This is a genomic window from Pantoea brenneri, from assembly GCF_038594305.1.
Taxonomy (GTDB): Bacteria; Pseudomonadota; Gammaproteobacteria; order Enterobacterales; family Enterobacteriaceae; genus Pantoea; species Pantoea brenneri.
On record NZ_JBCGBG010000010.1, the window covers coordinates 79891 to 99350 of the forward strand.

Below are 19460 nucleotides of genomic sequence, written 5' to 3' on the forward strand. Positions count from 1 at the left end.
CCGAAATGTTACTGGCAGGAAGTATTTTTTTACTGACACTGGTCCTGGTTATCTGGCAACCCAGAGGACTGAGTATCGGCTGGAGCGCGGGTATTGGCGCGGTGCTGGCACTGATTTTCGGCGTCATTCATCCTGGTGATATCCCGGTGGTCTGGAATATTGTCTGGAATGCGACGGCGACGTTTATCGCCGTGATCATCATCAGCCTGCTGCTCGATGAATCAGGTTTTTTCGAATGGGCTGCACTGCATGTATCCCGCTGGGGCAATGGTCGCGGACGCTTGCTGTTCACCTGGATAGTGCTGCTTGGTGCAGCTGTCGCTGCGTTATTCGCCAACGATGGCGCTGCGCTCATTCTGACCCCGATAGTGATTGCCATGTTGCTCGCACTGGGCTTCAGTAAAGGGACTACGCTTGCCTTTGTGATGGCCGCCGGGTTTATTGCCGATACGGCCAGTTTGCCGCTTATTGTGTCCAATCTGGTGAATATCGTCTCTGCCGATTTTTTCAGGTTGGGCTTTACTGAGTATGCTTCTGTCATGATCCCCGTGGATATCGCCGCCATCGCCGCCACGCTGGGTATGCTTCATCTTTTCTTTCGCAGGGATATTCCAGCGACATATGACGTGTCACGGTTAAAAGAGCCTGCCAGCGCAATAAAGGACCCGGCAACGTTTAAGGCTGGCTGGATAGTCCTTGTGTTGTTGCTCGTAGGGTTCTTTCTGCTTGAGCCGCTGGGCATCCCCGTCAGTGCGATCGCCGCTACAGGGGCGGGAGTTCTGTTTGCCGTAGCGAAAAAAGGTCATGCCATTAACACCGGGAAAGTCTTACGTGGCGCACCGTGGCAAATCGTTATCTTCTCCCTCGGAATGTACCTGGTGGTTTACGGTCTTCGCAACGCTGGACTGACAGAATATCTCTCCGGGGTGCTGAATGTGCTGGCAGAAAAGGGATTATGGTCAGCAACCTTTGGTACTGGCTTCCTGACGGCGTTCCTGTCGTCGGTCATGAACAATATGCCCACGGTGTTGATTGGCGCATTATCGATTGACGGAAGTACGGCATCCGGTGTCATCAAAGAAGCGATGATCTACGCCAACGTTATTGGGTGCGATTTGGGACCCAAAATCACCCCCATCGGGAGTCTGGCAACCTTGTTGTGGTTGCACGTGCTGTCCCAGAAAAATATGACCATCACATGGGGTTATTACTTCCGCACGGGCATTATCATGACGCTGCCCGTGCTGTTTGTCACTCTGGCCGCTCTGGCGTTGCGGCTTTCCGTCACTTTGTAATGAGATACTGATATGAGCAACATAACCATCTATCACAATCCGGCCTGTGGCACGTCGCGCAACACGCTGGAGATGATCCGTAACAGCGGCACAGAACCGACGATTATTCATTATCTTGAGACCCCGCCCTCACATGAGGAGCTGGTAAAACTCATTGCCAATATGGGGATGACAGTACGTGCACTGCTGCGTAAGAACGTAGAACCATACGAGCAACTGGGCCTTGCCGACGATAAGTTTACTGACGAGCAGTTACTCGGCTTTATGCTTCAGCATCCGATACTGATCAACCGTCCTGTTGTGGTGAGTCCCCTGGGGACGCGACTGTGCCGACCTTCTGAAGTGGTGCTGGATATTCTTCCTGAGCCACAAAAAAGCGCATTTACGAAAGAAGATGGTGAAAGAGTCACCGACGAGTCAGGTAAGCGGCTCAGGTAATCGGTGAATCCCCATTCTCAGGTGCTGAATGCCGCTTTCACCCTGAGAATGGTTTGCCGGGTGGTGTTAAATTCACGGGCAACGGCGCTGACACTGCTTCCCGCATTGAGGCGTTCCATCGCAGCCCGCTTTTGATCTTCGCTCAGCGCTGATGGACGGCCAAAACGTTTTCCTGATGCTTTAGCTCGTGCAATACCAGAGTGTGTACGCTCAAGAAGCAAATCCCGTTCAAATTCCGCCACCGCTGAAATCACCTGCATCGTCATTCTCCCGGCAGCGCTGGTCAAATCAACACCTCCGAGCGCCAGGCAATGAACACGAATATCTGATGTAGCCAACTGCTCAACCGTTTTCCTGATATCCATGGCATTACGCCCAAGGCGGTCCAGCTTAGTGACAATAAGCACATCACCATTTTCCATGCGATCAAGCAGCCGGATAAATCCAGGGCGTTCGCTGGCAGCAACCGAACCACTGATATGCTCCTCAATCAGTCGCTGGGGTCTGATGGCAAAACCCGCCGCTTCAATTTCACGACGCTGGTTTTCTGTGGCCTGCTCCAGAGTGGAGACCCGGCAGTAAGCAAAAACTCGTGACATAGGAAACTTTCCGTACGAAATAGATATCCGAATTATAACGCATGTCCGAAACTTATTTTACTGACTTTCGGACATATTATTTAGAAGGTGTACGAAACCAGTCGGTTTCGGTCAGCATAAAGCGATAACTCAAATAAACTATATGCAGAGGAAGCATCTATGCCACGGAGACAAATACTCAGCAGTGAAGAAAAAGAACGTTTGTTGGTTGTGCCGGACGATGACGTTCTTCTGACGCGCATGTGTTTTTTGAGTGAACATGACCTCGCGCTTATTAATAAACACCGCAGACCCGCAAACCGCCTGGGCTTTGCTGTTTTACTCTGCTATTTGCGAGGGCCGGGATTTCCACCCGACAAAAATATCTCCCCTCACGACGGGGTTGTTTCCCGGCTGGCGGCTCACTTGAAACTTCAGCCTGATTTGTGGGCCGAGTATGCATCAAGAGAAGTCACCCGCTGGGAACATCTGGCTGAACTTTATCGCTACCTGGAATTATCCCCCTTCAACCGGGCGCTACAAAAAGCCTGTATTCGCCACCTTTATCCCCACGCCATGCGGACAGACAGAGGCTTTTTGCTTGCGGAGGAAATGCTCTCCTGGCTCCACAATAATAAGGTGATATTCCCTTCTGTTGAAGTCATCGAGCGAACCTTGGCCGAAGCAACAACGCTTGCAGACAGAGCGGTCTTTTCTGCACTTACCGCGCAGCTTGAGCCGGGACATAAAGCGGCGCTGGACCGCCTGCTAGTCTCTGAGGGGGAGCAACCTTCACGGCTGGCCTGGCTGCTCCAGCCTCCGGGAAAAATTAATGGTAAAAACGTCCTGCAACATATCGACCGGTTAAATGCGATTGAGTCGCTGGCACTGCCTGACGGCATTGCGCTTTCCGTTCACCAGAACCGGCTCCTGAAACTCGCACGCGAAGGCAGGAAAATGAGTAGCCGTGACCTGGCAAAATTCACTGATGTTCGCCGTTATGCCTCGCTTGTTTGTGTCATATCGGAAGCCAGGGCCACCCTGACAGACGAAGTTATTGAGCTGCACGAGCGTATTCTGGGCAGTCTGTTCAGCAGGGCAAAACGCACGCAGGCCGAGCGACTCCAGCAAACGGGTAAGCTGATTCAGAGTAAGCTGAAGCAATACGTTACCGTCGGGCAGGCATTGCTTAACGCCAGAGAGTCTGGTGAAGATCCCTGGGCCGCAATAGAAGACGTCCTTCCCTGGCAGGAATTCATCAACAGCGTGGAAGAAACTCGGTTCCTGTCACGTAAGGACAACTTCGACCCGTTGCATCTGATCACAGAAAAATACAGTACGCTGCGTAAATATGCTCCCCGGATGCTGTCCGCGTTGCAGTTTATGGCTGCTCCCGCTGCAATGCAGCTTAGTGATGGGCTGGAGACCGTCAGAGAGATGCATCGCAAACAACTCCGAAAAGTACCGCCTTCCGCGCCAACCGGGTTCATCCCGGAAAGCTGGAGAAAGGTGGTGATCACTCCCTCCGGCATTGATCGAAAATATTACGAATTTTGCGTGCTGAATGAGCTGAAGGGAGCCTTACGTTCTGGTGACATCTGGGTAAAAGGGTCGCGCCGTTACCAGAATTTCGATGATTATCTGATCCCGTCTGGTGATTTTGAAAAATCACTCCGGGATAATCAGCTACCCCTTGCTATTCCTACCGATTGCCATGAATACATCAAGAGCCGTATGATGCTTCTGGCATCGCGCCTGGAGGAAGTGAATGCGATGGCGCTGGCCGGTGATTTGCCCGATGTTGATATATCGGATAAAGGCGTGAAAATTACCCCGCTGGATAACAGTGTCCCTTCAACAATATCCCCTTTTGCCGATCTGGTTTATGGCATGCTGCCTCACCCTAAAATTACTGAAATGCTGGATGAAGTGGACGGCTGGACCGGTTTTACCCGCCATTTCACACATCTCAAAAATCATCACATCAGACCTAAAGACAAAAAGTTGTTACTGACCACCATTCTGGCCGATGGCATCAACCTTGGGCTGACAAAAATGGCCGAATCCTGTCCGGGAACGACAAAATCGTCACTTGAAGGCATTCAGGCCTGGTACATCAGGGATGAAACCTATTCAGTAGCACTGGCCGAACTGGTCAATGCCCAGAAAAAACGGCCTCTGGCGGCATTCTGGGGCGATGGAACAACCTCCTCGTCTGATGGGCAAAATTTTAGGGTGGGTAGTCATGGGCGCTATGCAGGCCAGGTCAATCTGAAATACGGTCAGGAGCCAGGCGTGCAGATTTACACGCATATTTCGGACCAGTACAGCCCGTTTTATACCAAAGTCATCAGCCGTGTGCGTGACTCTACTCACGTACTTGACGGTTTGCTGTATCACGAAAGCGATCTGGAAATCACAGAACATTACACCGACACAGCAGGTTTCACTGAGCATGTTTTCGCGCTGATGCATCTGCTTGGATTCGCTTTTGCGCCAAGGATCCGGGATCTTCATGACAAGCGGCTGTTTATTCATGGAAAAGCCGAGTTGTATCCGGGGCTTCAGTCAATCATCTCCACAACCAGTCTGAATCTAAAGGACATTGAAACTCACTGGAGTGAGGTGCTGCGTCTGGCGAGTTCTGTAAAGCAGGGCACGGTAACAGCATCACTGATGATGAAAAAGCTGGCCAGCTATCCGAAACAAAATGGTCTGGCAAAAGCGTTGAGGGAAATTGGTCGCATCGAGAGGTCATTGTTTATGCTGGACTGGTTCCGGGATCCTTCCCTGCGTCGACGCGTACAGGCAGGGCTGAATAAAGGTGAGGCCCGCAATGCCCTTGCGCGCGCAGTCTTTATGCACCGGCTGGGGGAAATCAGAGATCGGGGACTGGAAAACCAGAGTTACCGGGCCAGTGGGCTGACGTTGCTGACTGCGGCGATCTCACTCTGGAATACGGTATATATAGAAAGAGCCATAGATTCTCTGAAGCGAAAAGGGATCCCATTCAATGACCAGCTGATTTCTCATCTGTCCCCTCTGGGATGGGAACACATCAACCTGAGTGGGGATTACGTCTGGCGAACAAACCTCAAGCTGGGACAGGGGAAATACCGTTCATTACGCTCAGTAGACAGCAGTCTGTACAAAAAACAGGCTTAGCGTAGGATATTTTCCGTTTTCCAAGCGGACCCCGATATGTCGCGGCATGCAGTAGCCCGTCATCGGGTCCATTTCAAGGTCAGGACGCTCTATCAGGCCATATCGTTCCCATTCTTCAAACAGGCGGGACAGCCGGCTGGGCTCTACGCGCGTTTTCGGAATGACGTTGCCGTTTTCATCTTTCGGGCTCAGTTCGTCGGCAAGCTTGCTGCCGTTAAAGGTAACAACCGAGGTGGCAAGATCTGCGCGCTGAACACACAGGGGCCACATGGCGTCATACAGCGCCTGCTTCTCCGGGCGAAAGTCACGCTTGCGGCCAGCGACGTCGCGCAGTTGCACAAAGTAGGGGTGACGGGACATGCGCTGGCGCAGGGTCATTTTTCCTGTGCGCTTATCCTTATTCACAAGGCGGTTCATGGCGTGCCCCATCTGGCCCGGCAGGCGGCGATAGCCTTTGGGTGCAAGCCACTCAGGATTAGAGCATTTGCAGGCGGTTGAGTGTTCGCCACGGTGCCGATTATCAGGTCTTTTAGCCTGAGTAACTAAAGTGCGTTTATCCACCCCGCCCTGCGCTTAAATTGCACGGGAGGAGTACGCACAGAACGGATTGTCTTTTTCCGGGCATAAATCTATACTCCCCGCATAGAGCAATCGTTCTATGCGGTTCTCTAGGGCCCCGGTAATCTTGTCGCGTCGCCAAACAAGAAAGATTATCGGGGTTTTTTCTTTTCTGATTTGGTACTACCGCCTCAGATCCCTGCCACCTTCCGGCGTGGCCAGCCATGAATTCTCAACTATTCGTAATCTATCACTCATTATAATGCTGAGCAATAACGTAATCCCCTTACGAAAAACCCTTTTTTTTAGTTTCGGCTTCGATAAGGTGTTCAAGCATTTCTGCCTGAGTCTTACCCGCTTCTTCGCATAACCTGATTAACGCTTGTTTCTGCTCAGTACGTATGAATACCTTGATTTCTTTATGCGTCTCACGTTTACGTGCCTGGTAGGCACGTACTCGCTCTTTATCCGAAGTCGGGTTCTTTCTGTTGCGAGTGGTTTTCTTTTCGGGAGCTGATGTTACTGAATCACGGGGGCTCATGCTCGTACCCTGTTGCAAAATAAGACTTTCCGCAGAATAGCATAAGCCAAATCAGTAATATCTTTAATTTACAAGACTTGCCACGCCACCATTGAACTGGCTGACAGTTCAGGTAGTCAGTAAGAAGCGGTCTTATTCCGCAGCATACGCCCCACTTCATTGAGGGCAATGTAACGAGATATATGCCATTAGCCCCTATTTAGTATCGTGAGTATTACGTTGAACAAACATCGAACCTTATACACCCTTCGAGCCGGTGACTTTTAGGTTATGACAATATGCCCCATGACTTATAAGTGATGACATTAGGGGTTTTCAGGCGCGATTTACCCTATGACATTTGGGTATACCCTAATGTCACGTACGGGTGCGTAAAAAGAATGTTCTAACTTTCAGAATCCAAGGAAATTAAAATTTGCGGGGAAAATTCCTAATTTGAAGATATTCGCTACACACCTGGTTTTACTGAAGACCACTGCGGGAAAGCTTGAACGTTTTGCCTTGGTGTTGGCCGTCCGGCTTCCCCGCAACCGCTATACATAGTATCGGCAGCAGATGATAAAGCTATACCTGAAGCATCCTTTCTTTTGCTTTGTAAACAAAGTTGCTTATGCTAACTGGCGCCGGCGGCTGTGAGCGGAGAATTGGCCTGGCATTGTGAAATGTTAAGCAAACGACAGAACAACCGCGCAGTAAATTTTTCCGGTTATCCAAAAAAATTGCAGCTTCTAAATTACTGAAAGACTTTGCGTATTATTAAACTAAATATTCGATTTATATTATGCTGAGCGATCAAGGATATTAATGGATTTATCTTATTTTTACCGGAAACCAAATCAGTTAAATAATTCTTATCTTTCAGGCGGATGGGATCATTAATATATATAATACTTCTGGGAGATCTGATGTAAACTAAGATTTAAGCTTGTTATTCCATTAGTTAGCGGTAATCATTCCCTCAGGCATAGCAAACGGAATTGAAGAAAATGAAGACTGGCTTTAAAGCTGGCAATTATTAGCTGAATACCCTGGCATTTTAGGGAATGCCTGAAATTTTATTAAAATAAAAAGTGCGTAAAAAATAATCGTCTTTTCTGACGTACTGGAAAATGTAAAGTTGCAGTTATAACATTTGACAAGCATTTTCTACAAAGTGTGTTTCTGGTTTTTTAAATTCCTAAGGAACTATCGACTCACTTTAAAGGATTCGTAAGCCAGCAAGAAATTACAGCTCCTGAAATATTGTGTCTTTTACGATCACAGGGCGTGGCACTACTAATTTTAGTGGGTTGGTTAATTGCCTGACTATGTGTAGTATGGAATGCGTCAAAAAAATAAGATTTTATTGCTGCACCAGGGAAATCAACGCACTACCAAATTAATCTTTTTATATTCAAGGTTACACACAGAACTTAAAGGAAATAACGGTGATAAAGTCGTATTATTACTATGCCTGTATTGATCCTTTTTTAGGGATAACCGTGCATTGCAAGGGTTGTAAAAAGCTGCGGCAAGAAGGACAAATATTCCTGGGCTCGTTTTATGAATATCATCAGGCTGCGGCCGCGGCTAAACGCCGTTACAGTGATATCAGCCAATGCCCTGACTGCTTAAAAGGGAAGCACAGCATCCCTGGACCGGTAGTTATGGTTGAAGCTGTTAAACCGAAAGCCAGACAGGAAGCCATTACCGTTAAGCCGCGTATCTGTGCTGCACCACCTTTAACGGTTAAACCTGAGAGCGAGCCTGTCAGGATGCGTCAAAAACCTGAGGCGCGTCTCTCCCCTGTGCCTGTTCCTGAGTTGAGGGCTAAAAGTAACGTCCACCGCGTACCCAGAAAGCACTCGCCGGGCAACTACTGACAACTTAACTCCTCTCAGGCTCTGCTCTCATATTAAAATTGCTCTTGCCGTTCTGCCAGGTGCAGATTCGCTGGCGTTTGAAGATAAGCGCTTTCTTCGGCCTGACGCTAACACCAGGCTCTGCCGGCGTGATGAACCACGCCATGAGTGAACTGGTTCTGACCTGTTCCCGTGCGCTACGTACAGGCGAGGTGATAAGGATTGCCGATCATGAGGGTGTGGTCAGCGGGGGGTATGCTGGCAACCAAAATCCTGCCCGAGAGAACTATGAGGTGACGGTTCCCAATGCCGTGGTGGTCAGTGGCCGAGTGGTAACGCACATGAAGAAACGGCCGTCAGCTTAACGGTAACATTGCGGCATTAGTCCCTTTCCCCGTTGTGACGCAAGCTGTTCGAACAGCAAATCAAAGAAAAACAGGTCAGCATCCTGTTTAGCTTCTGACGGCAGGGGTGGTCAGCCGGCGAGCACAACCATTTCAAATATGCATTGTTGTGAAGTCCCGTTACCGGACACCTACCGTGCTGCTCCAGACGACGCCTTTAAGCCCAGGAAGAACCTTCAGAAGTTTTGTATGTTCAGAAAACAACGCTGCAAACGGGACTTCTGGCCTTAGCCCGGATGACGGAGGAGCAGCAAAGCCAGCAAAACAGCTGCTGGCTTCGGGTTCTGTACGTTTAACGAAAGCGGTTACAGAGAGCTAAAGTAAATACGGAAAAGGACGTTTAATACCGTCATAAAGACGGACCTACAGATGCAGCCCGCCAGTCCCGAAAGCTTCACTGAATATCTTCTCCTCCGGCACGCCCAGACTGATTAAAGAGCGATATTGTTCCTGCATAAACGGAACCGGTCCGCATAAATAGTAATCAGCCTCTGCAGGCAGATATGCCGCCGGAAGAGCGTTTAAATCGAGCCTTCCCTTCACCTGATAATCTTTACCGGGGACCTCATCTTCTTTTACATTTTCATAGGCAATAAAAACGTGAAGATTATCATTCTGGCTGGCTAAGTTTTTCAGCTCCTTACGCAATGCATGCACTTCAGAACTGCGCGCCGCATGAATAAAGTATATTTCTTTTTTCAGCGCCCGGTATTCTCTGGTTCCGGCATTTATGCCTTCACGTAATGCCGGTTTAAAGTTTGGATCGGCATGCTCTGCAAGCAAATGATTAACCATAGAAATCATCGGCGTCAGCCCGACGCCTGCGCTGATGAGTACGTTGTTCGTATCCGGGTTCAGCAGATAAAAATTTCCTGCTGGGGCGCTGAGTTCAACAACGCTGCCCTTATCAACGCTATTATGCAACGTGGAGGAGACATAGCCCGGATCCTGCCCTTCCGTGCGGGCATCCTCTCGTTTAACAGATATCCGCAGGTAATTATCCGCCGGGCTGCTGGATAAACTGTACTGGCGCGGTTGCTTAATGCCCAGCGCCGGAACCAGCACCCGTAAGGTTATATACTGGCCGGGTTTATAAGCCGGAAGCGGCTGTGCGTCCTGTGGAACCAGATAAAAAGAAGTGATTTCTTCACTTTCTTTTACTTTTTTGTCCACGATAAAGTTTCGCCATCCTGTCCAGCTGCCCGGAGACTGTTTACGCTCATCGTAAAGCTGATTTTCTGTTGAAATAAAAATGTCAGCGAGCTGTTTATATGCCGCACCCCAGGCTGTTATCAGTTCATCATCCATGGGGATGCTGAGTACTTCACTTATTGAATGCAGTAAATTTTCGCCAACAATATCATAGTCCGGCGACTGGATATTCAGGCTGACGTGTTTATTGCAAATGAGCTCAATAACCGGTAACAGCACTGCCGGATTGTCTATATTTTCGGCGTAGGCCAGCACGGCTCCCGCCAGAGCTTTTGCCTGCGCACCGCTGCGCTGATGGCCCATATTGAAGGTTTCTTTCAGCCCGGGATTATTTTTTAACATACGCTTATAAAAATAGTCCGTTAAAGCCTCACCGTTTTCTTTCAGTACCGGTACCGTTGCCTTGACCAGGTCTTTCTGTTTTTCATTTAACATGCCTGCCTCACATTTTTATCAGCCGCTTATAAAGACTCAAAGAAAACCAGACACCCCTCCCGGGGCAGTTTTCAATACCAACCTAAATATAGACCCTGTCGATACTCCTGGCTACAGACCGGCTTACCTGCAGAAAACCAATCTAAGGCTGGCCTGAGTCATTGCAGGCCGGATACCGAAAACCAGGCGAAGCCGTTGATAAAAAGTTAACGGCAGATAAGGCTCGCATTAACCTGCTCTGGACTGCCTTTTCACACAGGTCAGCCTCCGCCATAACAGGAGCCAGTAATCTGTCGGAGCAAAACAGGTTGTGTTTGCATCTTTCAAACTGAAACGGTGAAAGAATATCCGGGTGGTTAAGTAAGAGATTAGCGGGCCTGCGCTCAGACGTGTAAGCGGAGGCACCCTACGGAGCAGAGTCAGCTTTTAATAAGAAGTGGTGCAGAGAATAAGCCTGCGCGACATCACGGGTTAAGCCACAGGGATAACAGCCGAAATCAGGCAGGACCGCTTTCCCTGTACGGGACTGACAGGATTTTCATCGCTACTTTCTGTCGCAATGCATTAAAGCGTAACGTGGCATTCACGCTGGTTAACGCATTTTTAGCATGAGCCGAACGAAAGATAAATGATCCTTCAGATTAACTGATGTAATCCGTTTTTTTATTTCAGTGAGTTTGAAAAACGAGTCAGTTACAGGCTGGATAAGTGCGCTTTGCTATTACTGATATCATATAAACCACTGATAAAAAGTCTTAATCCGGACAATAACAAAAGAGAATAAAATCACGGATGGTTTATATAAATTAAACTAATGATTTTTATTTGCTTGTGTCATTATAAAGCTCAGCTTATAAGCTCTGGGACTATAATAATGAAAAATATGTACTATATAAGCATTTCAAAAGTAGCAAACAACCATGTTGTCCATAACGGTACGTGTATACATGTCAGAAATAATGCAGAGGACATGATTTTGCTGGGAGAATTTGGTCAGTTATTTCTGGCTCTGGGCATCGCCCGAAATAACTTTAAATCAGTAACGCCCTGCGAAGAGTGCCTGATCCCCAAACGTGCGGCCACTTGTCTCGCGAAAAAGCCATCAGCACCTGCCCGGCTTTTTCCTCTGGAAAAGCCTTAATTAGCGGAGAGGCAATTTTCCTGGAAATGCTTTCGCTGTTTTTATTTCAGGCCATCAACAAAGATTAATAAAAGAAGCGAAGCCATGGGGCCTGCAAATGCTCTGTAAAAGTTACCGGATTTTTTTACAGGTGAAAGCCCGCGCTGACTGTATAATTTTCCGGTAATCTGGAGCGATTCAGGCAGGAAAACTTCATTTATTTCCTCAGGCAAAAGCAGAGCTGACAAATAATCACTGTGACCAGCTTCAGGCACTTTCAGGCTTGTAATATCCGCTTCTGCCATAAAGCCGCCATTGAGCAGGTTTTCAGGGGCTACTGTGAGCGGAAAGCACGCACAATAGCCGGCAGTTAACAGGTGAAAAAAGCCCGCACATCTTGATGCGGGCCTGAGCGGTGGTTATCGCCAGGGAAATAAATTACGGCTTTTTGAACTTGTCTTCGACTTTCTCTTTGGCTTCCGCAATTTTGTCACCTGCCTTGTCGGCTAAGCTTTCTTTGTGCTCCGGGTGATCCGTTCGTGCCTGACCTGACGTGACGTCATACTCTCTGGCATTATCTGAACCGGATGCCTCCGGCAATGTCCCGGCATCAGGAGCTATGTCTGAGGCCTGCACGGTATCTGCATGATCGATATCCACTTCCTGACGGCGCACTGAGTCACTGACCGTCTCCACCCGATCGCTTTCATCTTTGCGTACCACCACTTCTTCTTTGATGTGCGCCGTTTTGTTAATGACGGGTTGTTCATGGGTTTCAGCAACTTCTACCGTTTTTTCTGACCAGTCAACGCTGTCCGGCGAGCCGGTTTCACTGAGGGGGCGACGGAAAATTTCGGCGTGCTGTTCGCGCAATGAGATATTTTCCGAAACGCGATCGGTAACGGTATAGCGGCGGACACGGGTAGAGCCCTCGCTGACCAGTCGCTTACCGACTTCCAGTCGTTCTTCAGCCAGGCGAAGAACGTCTTCCTCGCTTTCATCACCGGTCAGTGATGTCCGTACTGCATCCGTGCCGGTCTGGTTACTTTTTCCCCCCGGAGGCGAATTAAGCTCATCATCAGTCGTGTAATCAGCCGGGGCCGCTGCGCTGCGCCCTGTAAGTTCCTCATGCGCATCCAGAATACCCAGCGCGCGCGGGGCTTCATCCTCATCGGCACGAAGCGACAGAACCACCCCGCCAGTTCGCAGCGCATCTTCGTAAACTTCTTCCTGGTCTTCCTCAAGGGTGTTGCCAAACAGGCGTTGCCAGAAACCGGGATGACGCGCTTCTTGCCCCTCAGAACGGAGGCGTTCGCCTGAGATAATATCAATATCATCATCGCTGAAGCCGGCCTTAATCAGGTTACGCTTCGCACCTTCTGCCAGAGTTAAGGTACTGAACATCGTTACGATTGTTTCATGAGCCATGGGTCTCTCCTGGGTGACAGTTCAGATGTGTTATATCCTGCAACGGTTGTACATACGTACCTTTTACCGGGTCCCGCGGGCATAACCCTTTAAGCGGGCTGCGGGCCGGCGTGCTTAAAGGGTTATGCCCGACCCGGGCGACAGAAAATATATTCCCCTGCAAATTTTCCGGCGAAATCACTGGCACGTACACAAACAAGCCTGGCATAACCTGGAGAAACTGACAGAAAGTGCCCGGTGAAGAGGCCGTGATGAGAAAAATGACACAAACCCATGCGGCTCGTCATAAATTCGTAAGCAAAAGCTGGCGGTTTCTGAGAAATGACAGCGTTTTAAACAGACGGGGTAACAACACAAGATGAATCTGCCCGCGCCTGGTTTCGCGTAGCCCTGCTGAATCCTGCTGCAGGAAAAGGAATAATGGCCTTTTTTAAAAGGAGTTTCATCAGCACCTCGCAGACTTCTTCTGGCTCGCCGGCAATGCAGGGAAACCAGCCCTGCAGCGCTTACTGGCCGGAAACTGATGGCGAAGGGCTGAAACTGCGCAGCCGGAATACGCCTCGCTTGCAAACAAGAACTCTTTAGCCAGAATCTACAGCTGCACAGAAAGTATGAAATGTGCACCTAAGAGAAATCCTTGTTACTTTTGCCCGCTGCTTATTTGCGGGCTTTTTTCATCTTCACCCACCAGGACAAAGAGCGGCCGGACAGATAACGGAGCATTCATGACAATGAAATCAGCAGACTATGTAAATAACGGCGTTAAGCATTATGCGAATGATGACACGCAGTTCAGTATCTCAGGCCATGAGCAGGCGAAACCGGAGCTGGAAGAAAAAATCTGGTCGCTGTTTGGTGAACCTGAAGCCGCGGCGGATAAAAAAGAACAGGAAGCCATTCGTGAAAAAATCTGGCAGCTGGCTGAAGTTAACAGTGAGAAGTAATCTGGCTGGCCCGGAATAAAACCATAGCCAGGTTAAATCTTTATTAAACAATTAATTAATAAACCTAACGCAGGTATTACGGTCTACAGTTAATGCGGAGGTCTCCTCTGTAACGAATTTTTACCCGCCCTGTGCGGGTATTTTTTTGCCTGCAATCTGCAATAAAAGAATAAACAGCCAACGCATTGCCCCCCCGATTCCCGGGCAGCGCCGGGACGTGAGCGCTGTTGCGCTTACCGGCTGGGGTCTGATGGCAACGGCGGTTGTCAGCCTGAATCTGGTCCGGTGGGCGATGCTGTAGCCTCAAATGAGGGAGAGATAAGCGAAAATGAGCGGATGTCTGAAGTTTTTACAAGCTAATTAATACAGGGAAGGTCCGCTATGAGCGAAGAGCGGACGTTTGGGTACATAAAGCGGATACCTGACTTTGCCCTAAGTATCCGCTGATACCAGCTCGTTAAGCCTGTTGATGATCTCAGATGTGTCGACAGAAACGTACTCCATAACACCTAACCAGATAATGTTACGTTTCTCAAATCCCTGATGATAAAACTGAAACCTGAGCCCCGGAGCACAGACAAGCAACGCAGCCTTACGCTCAATTAGTGCTTCAATATCTGACCCGGTATCATCTGGCATCACCTGCCAGGGCAACCCCCTACTGTCGAGTTCTCTTTGCAAGCTTTTAATAAACTTCTCAGTCAGAAAATAAGGGAAATACCCGCCATGTAAAGGCGAACGACCTAACGTAGGGCTCGGGCAGTGGATAAAATAAATCGTTTTGTTAGTCATAACTCTCCTTGTCGAGACCCTCTATAAACACGGATTGCAAAGTTCAAGTAGTGAGATATTACGAGCTAAGTGACCTGCTCCCCGTTGATTAATACACCGCGATGCTAGTAATGTCTTCATAAGCCGCATGAGGACATCCCCATGAAGAAGCGTTTTTCCGACGAACAGATCATCAGTATCATCCGCGAGGCTGAAGCCGGGGTTTCTGCCCGTGCGCTCTGCCGTAAGCACGCCATTTCCGACTCTACCTTTTACACCTGGCGTAAGAGGTATGGAGGTATGGAGGTGCCCGAGGTTAAGCGCCTGAAGTCGCTTGAGGAAGAGAACGCCAGACTCAGGAAGCTGCTTGCCGAAGCCATGCTGAATAAGGAGGCACTTCAGGTGGCTCTGGGGCGAAAGTACTGACGACAGACCAGAAGCGGGAAGCCGTTGAGTTTATGTGTGATGCGACCGGTCTGTCGCAACGTCGTGCCTGCAGGCTTACAGGTTTGTCCCTGTCGACCTGCCGCTATGAGGCTCAGCGTCCGGCGGCTGATGCGCATTTATCAGGGCGCATCACTGAGCTGGCACTGGAGCGCAGGCGTTTTGGCTACCGCCGCATCTGGCAGTTACTGCGCCGTGAAGGCCTTCATGTTAATCACAAGCGCGTGTACCGCCTTTATCATCTGAGTGGGCTGGGCGTAAAACGCAGACGACGTCGTAAAGGGCTGGCAACAGAACGTCTGCCACTGCTCCGCCCGGCGGCGCCCAACCTGACCTGGTCGATGGATTTCGTCATGGACGCGCTGGCCACCGGTCACAGGATCAAGTGCCTGACCTGTGTGGACGACTTCACGAAGGAGTGCCTGACAATTACCATCGCATTCGGGATTTCAGGCGTTCAGGTCACGCGTATTCTGGACAGCATTGCACTGTTTCGAGGCTATCCGGCGACGATAAGAACTGACCAGGGGCCGGATTTCATGCCGCGCACTGGATCAATGGGTCTTTGAGCATGGTGTTGAGTTGCGCTTAATCCAGCCGGGCAAGCCAACACAGAACAGATTTATTGAGAGCTTTAACGGACGATTTCGCGATGAATGTCTGAATGAGCACTGGTTCAGCGATATCGTTCACGCCAGGAAAATCATTAATGACTGGCGACAGGATTATAACGAGTGTCGTCCACATTCAGCACTGAATTATCAGACGCCATCAGAGTTTGCAGCACGGTGGCGGAATGGAAAATGTGAAGGTAAAAAAACCGACATCACTAACTGACGGTTGTATCTAATACTGGGGGCAGGTCATGGCGATATCATGTAAAGAATCACCTTGCTTATACCTGCCCCAGATGATCGCTTTCTGCTCTGGCGTGTAGTAAATGCGGGTTCGTTGTTTCATGGCAATGTCCTCCTCGTTACAGGATAGCGTTGCATCGATCAGTTGAACTCACACGACAAGCGGACGGCAACCCTAAAAAGAGCATTCCATTTACGAGTAACTGAGTGCTCACAGTTAGTCTTTATTGTGTATGCCTGGAGAAGCTTTGAACATGATTTAGCCGCGGCCTGTCGAAATTTCATGACGTTATGCCAGTCCCAGAAAAATTGACATCTTTTGGCTTTTTCTGATGAGGATAGACGCTGCAAAGCTAAAAATTATGTTTAGTACAATAACATAAGTTAAGAATAAAACAGGATCTCTTGAAATTCCCGATTTACTCCATACCCATCCCAGAAATATTAAAATAGGCAGGTGAGTTAAATAAAATGGTAGGGCGAGCTTTGATAAAGCTGTGATGGTTTTATTTTCTTTTATATTTAAATTCTTGAAAGTATAAAATAATGCCAGGCACAGGGCGATTACAGCAAAAACCTGACATAAGCTCATAGCAGTTTTGAACTCACCTTTAAAAATAATGCTAAAAAAGTACCATAAAAGGTAAAGCGCCGATAAAAACATCGCCTCCTTTTTATTAACATCCTTTTTGATAAAAAACAGCAACATTCCTGTGAAGAAAAAAGGGATGTATTGTATGGTTGGAATTATCTGGCTTACACTCAGTACAGAATTCGGTAGCAGCATATTAACTATTTTGCTTACAGCAACAGATAAACAGACGGCCAAAAACAGCAAGGAAAAAACGAACGGCCACGTTAACCTATTCAGCTTTTCTGCAATGTAAGAGGCGAGCCTGTTTATTTTTTCCGGTGCAAGCATCAAGAGCATGCTTATCTGAGAAAGAACAATAAGAAACCAGAGGTGCTTATAACTGAGATAATCACGCAAATCTTTGTCATCGAAAAGGAAATACATTTCCATTGCAATCAAAGGCAAGGTTATCATTACAGCCAGCAATGTGGGTCGTATTAATCTTTTTTTTCGACTTGAAATAAAATGACTAGCACCCTTTCGCTTTATTAAAAGTGCTGAAAAAAATCCAGAAATGATAAAAAAAAGCTCCATCCTGAATGGGTGTGTTAAATTGAGTGCATCCACAACCCATACATTTTGATTTAATGAATAATCAAATCCCCATGCGCCACCGTAGAGCATTGAAGCATGAAATGTGGGGCCGAAAATCATGATGATTGAGCGAAGAAGATCTAGCCCGGTTAGTCTGTTGTTCATGTTTATGAATAAGCATCCGAGGTTGGTTTATCATATTATTATAACATCCAAAAAATAGTGTATGCAATTAGCTCTTTTCTTAATTAACAATATGGCCCCTCCTTTTCACTCTTGGTTGTGATTTTCTAATTTGGTCATTAAGCAGCAGGGAAATACGGGTAACAAAAAGACATTTTTGGCGAAAAAAAGAGAGATTTATAAAGCCACGCTAATGTATGAGTGTTAACTTAAAACGGCTCCCCGGCGAGCGGCTTTAATATTCGACTGTTTTATACCAGAAATGTTAGAAAGATGTCATCGGGTTGTCATGTTTATTGCAGAGGGAGCAGGACAATATAGAATTTAGGTTTACCAACGATTACGCGCATACGTTTAGTCTCTCATCGCTTAAAGATGTTGCACATATGAGTAAACCATCCCAACGTGTGCGATGATCACGGATAAACACGATATATTGCAGCACTCATCTGTTTTTTTGGTATGAACAAAAATGGCCTGCACACTGTTTATTAACGCAGCCGGGTAATTATAACGTCTGCCTTTGGCACAAAGCGAACTATGCACAGGCCAATGTCCGCTATGAGCGAGGAGCGGACTTTGACGGCGTCAAGATGAACATTGATGTCGTCAGAATTCAATGCTTCCCTTAGTGACATATGTGTAAAATAAGATTATTCTCATTAGGTTTTTTTTACTTAACTCCATGAGAATTCAATGAATAAAATAATATTCGTAGCTGTCCTTCTTTCCTCAATGCTTCTGGGTGGTTGTGCGTCGGTTCCTTTGGCCAGTAATGCTGAAACAACGGCGGCTAAGTCATTCCCGGTTCCGGAGAATGGCAAAGCCGGTCTTTATGTATACAGGGACAGCTTTGTGGGGAAAGCGTTAAAAAAGGATGTGTATCTTGACGGACGCTGCCTTGGTGAAACGGCCGACAGAGTCTTTTTCTATCAACAAATATCAACCAGCCAACCACATACGCTGGGAACTGAATCCGAGTTTTCACCTAATAATCTGACACTCAGTTTAACATCCGGGAAAAACTACTTTGTTCGCCAGTACATCAAAATGGGCGTTTTTGTTGGTGGTGCCGGACTTGAGCAGGTTTCCGAAAACGAAGGGATGCGCGTCGTTTCTAAATCTGAAGTTAAGTTAGCAGTGCCAGGTCATTGCGATAACTGACCGGCGGAAAAGCTGATATCCAGCCCGCATCTGGGCTGAATATCATTCGCTGGCCGGTTTGACTGTATGTTTAAGGCATTGCAGACACATCTTCTACTTTGTCCTTTTGGTTTTCGAAGTATCAGCGGCCTTATATTTCTGATTGGATCAGGATTTTGGGGTCGTGCCCGATTCGCTCATAACGATCCGGTCCATCGCTGGCATTCCTCCCGCTTACGTAATTCCCCCGTCACCCGGATACTCAGTTTTATTTATCCAGTACCAAGATCGTCTTTTACATCCGCAGTTTCAGTCAAACCTAGTCGCAGTTATGCTTACACAACTTCCGCTTTTGGCACAAAGCGGACGGTCAGAGTCGTTAGCGTCTGAAGCAGTTTCTGTATTCAGGATTGCTGCTGCCCTGCTTTTACCCTGAGTATGGTTTGCCGGGTCGTATTAAATTCACGCGCAATGGCGCTGGTGCTTATCCCGGCTTTAAGACGTTCTGCTACTACTCGTTTTTGTTCCTCGCTCAGGACAGGCGGGCGGCCAAAACGTTTACCTGAAGCTTTAGCCCGGGCAATACCTGCATGGGTACGCTCAAGAAGTAAGTCTCGTTCGAACTCAGCGACAGCAGAAATAACCTGCATGGTCATTTTTCCGGCCGGACTGGTGAGATCCACACCGCCTAACGCCAGACAGTGAACGCGGATTTCTGAGGTGGCGAGCAGTTCAACAGTTTTCCTGATATCCATAGCGTTACGTCCAAGGCGGTCCAGCTTTGTAACGATGAGGACGTCACCATTTTGGCACTGTTGCAAAGATTTGGCGATGGTAAACTGATGCCACTGTTTAGCGGAAGGAGCAGCACATGAATCCTTTCAAAGGCCGACATTTTGAGCGTCATATTATCCTGTGGGCAGTCCGCTGGTACT

15 protein-coding genes and 2 pseudogenes are annotated in these 19460 nt (G+C 48.2%); 8 read left to right on the forward strand and 9 right to left on the reverse strand.

Annotation, left to right across the window (positions count from 1 at the left end):
• The first annotated feature begins 5 nt into the window (after positions 1–5).
• Positions 6–1295: an arsenite efflux transporter membrane subunit ArsB gene (gene arsB / locus AABB92_RS22255; protein WP_013572670.1), complete on the forward strand. Its 1290-nt coding sequence runs from the start codon at positions 6–8 to the stop codon at positions 1293–1295.
• Positions 1296–1307: 12 nt separating this feature from the next.
• Positions 1308–1733, forward strand: a complete 426-nt coding sequence (arsC, locus tag AABB92_RS22260) for a glutaredoxin-dependent arsenate reductase (RefSeq protein WP_031377864.1) — start codon at positions 1308–1310, stop codon at positions 1731–1733.
• A 17-nt stretch (positions 1734–1750) separates the two neighbouring features.
• On the opposite strand, the gene AABB92_RS22265 is transcribed toward arsC, so the two are convergent.
• On the reverse strand, positions 1751–2332 hold the full coding sequence (locus tag AABB92_RS22265) for a recombinase family protein (protein WP_013572672.1): 582 nt from the start codon (positions 2330–2332) through the stop codon (positions 1751–1753).
• Positions 2333–2491: 159 nt separating this feature from the next.
• Here AABB92_RS22265 and AABB92_RS22270 point away from each other — a divergent pair, with 159 nt between their 5' ends.
• A complete protein-coding gene (locus tag AABB92_RS22270) occupies positions 2492–5476 on the forward strand; it encodes a Tn3 family transposase (RefSeq protein WP_046289566.1) in 2985 nt (994 codons plus the stop codon).
• On the opposite strand, the gene repA is transcribed toward AABB92_RS22270, so the two are convergent.
• On the reverse strand, positions 5441–6037 hold the full coding sequence (gene repA / locus AABB92_RS22275; protein ID WP_193387677.1) for a plasmid replication initiator RepA: 597 nt from the start codon (positions 6035–6037) through the stop codon (positions 5441–5443). The two genes, AABB92_RS22270 and repA, sit on opposite strands and share 36 nt — an antisense overlap.
• A gap of 283 nt (positions 6038–6320) precedes the next feature.
• Positions 6321–6575, reverse strand: a complete 255-nt coding sequence (locus AABB92_RS22280) for a RepB family protein (RefSeq protein WP_046289565.1) — start codon at positions 6573–6575, stop codon at positions 6321–6323.
• Between the two features lie 1427 nt (positions 6576–8002).
• Here AABB92_RS22280 and AABB92_RS22285 point away from each other — a divergent pair.
• Positions 8003–8437, forward strand: coding sequence for a hypothetical protein (locus AABB92_RS22285; protein ID WP_128088316.1), 435 nt, complete (start codon positions 8003–8005; stop codon positions 8435–8437).
• Between the two features lie 746 nt (positions 8438–9183).
• Here the strand turns inward: AABB92_RS22285 and AABB92_RS22295 are convergent.
• Positions 9184–10467: a globin domain-containing protein gene (locus AABB92_RS22295; RefSeq protein WP_031377865.1), complete on the reverse strand. Its 1284-nt coding sequence runs from the start codon at positions 10465–10467 to the stop codon at positions 9184–9186.
• Positions 10468–11341: 874 nt separating this feature from the next.
• Here AABB92_RS22295 and AABB92_RS22300 point away from each other — a divergent pair.
• On the forward strand, positions 11342–11608 hold the full coding sequence (locus tag AABB92_RS22300) for a hypothetical protein (protein ID WP_193387676.1): 267 nt from the start codon (positions 11342–11344) through the stop codon (positions 11606–11608).
• A gap of 41 nt (positions 11609–11649) precedes the next feature.
• Here the strand turns inward: AABB92_RS22300 and AABB92_RS22305 are convergent, their stop codons facing one another.
• Positions 11650–11892, reverse strand: a complete 243-nt coding sequence (locus AABB92_RS22305) for a hypothetical protein (protein ID WP_031377866.1) — start codon at positions 11890–11892, stop codon at positions 11650–11652.
• A 331-nt stretch (positions 11893–12223) separates the two neighbouring features.
• Positions 12224–13024 (reverse strand): annotated as a pseudogene (locus AABB92_RS22310) (YsnF/AvaK domain-containing protein); the annotation flags it as partial.
• Between the two features lie 716 nt (positions 13025–13740).
• On the opposite strand from AABB92_RS22310, the gene AABB92_RS22315 reads away from it, so the two are divergent.
• Positions 13741–13959, forward strand: coding sequence for a hypothetical protein (locus AABB92_RS22315; protein ID WP_152659125.1), 219 nt, complete (start codon positions 13741–13743; stop codon positions 13957–13959).
• A gap of 432 nt (positions 13960–14391) precedes the next feature.
• Here the strand turns inward: AABB92_RS22315 and AABB92_RS22320 are convergent, their stop codons facing one another.
• A complete protein-coding gene (locus AABB92_RS22320; RefSeq protein ID WP_031377868.1) occupies positions 14392–14751 on the reverse strand; it encodes a hypothetical protein in 360 nt (119 codons plus the stop codon).
• Between the two features lie 141 nt (positions 14752–14892).
• Between AABB92_RS22320 and AABB92_RS22325 the strand changes: the two are divergent.
• Positions 14893–16011: pseudogene (locus tag AABB92_RS22325) on the forward strand (IS3 family transposase).
• Positions 16012–16320: 309 nt separating this feature from the next.
• On the opposite strand, the gene AABB92_RS22330 reads toward AABB92_RS22325, so the two are convergent.
• Complete coding sequence (locus tag AABB92_RS22330) at positions 16321–17364, reverse strand: acyltransferase family protein (RefSeq protein ID WP_342557951.1); 1044 nt, start codon at positions 17362–17364, stop codon at positions 16321–16323.
• A 714-nt stretch (positions 17365–18078) separates the two neighbouring features.
• On the opposite strand from AABB92_RS22330, the gene AABB92_RS22335 reads away from it, so the two are divergent.
• Complete coding sequence (locus AABB92_RS22335) at positions 18079–18546, forward strand: DUF2846 domain-containing protein (protein ID WP_031377871.1); 468 nt, start codon at positions 18079–18081, stop codon at positions 18544–18546.
• Between the two features lie 383 nt (positions 18547–18929).
• On the opposite strand, the gene AABB92_RS22340 is transcribed toward AABB92_RS22335, so the two are convergent.
• Positions 18930–19358, reverse strand: coding sequence for a recombinase family protein (locus AABB92_RS22340; RefSeq protein ID WP_082097640.1), 429 nt, complete (start codon positions 19356–19358; stop codon positions 18930–18932).
• Positions 19359–19460 lie beyond the last annotated feature (102 nt).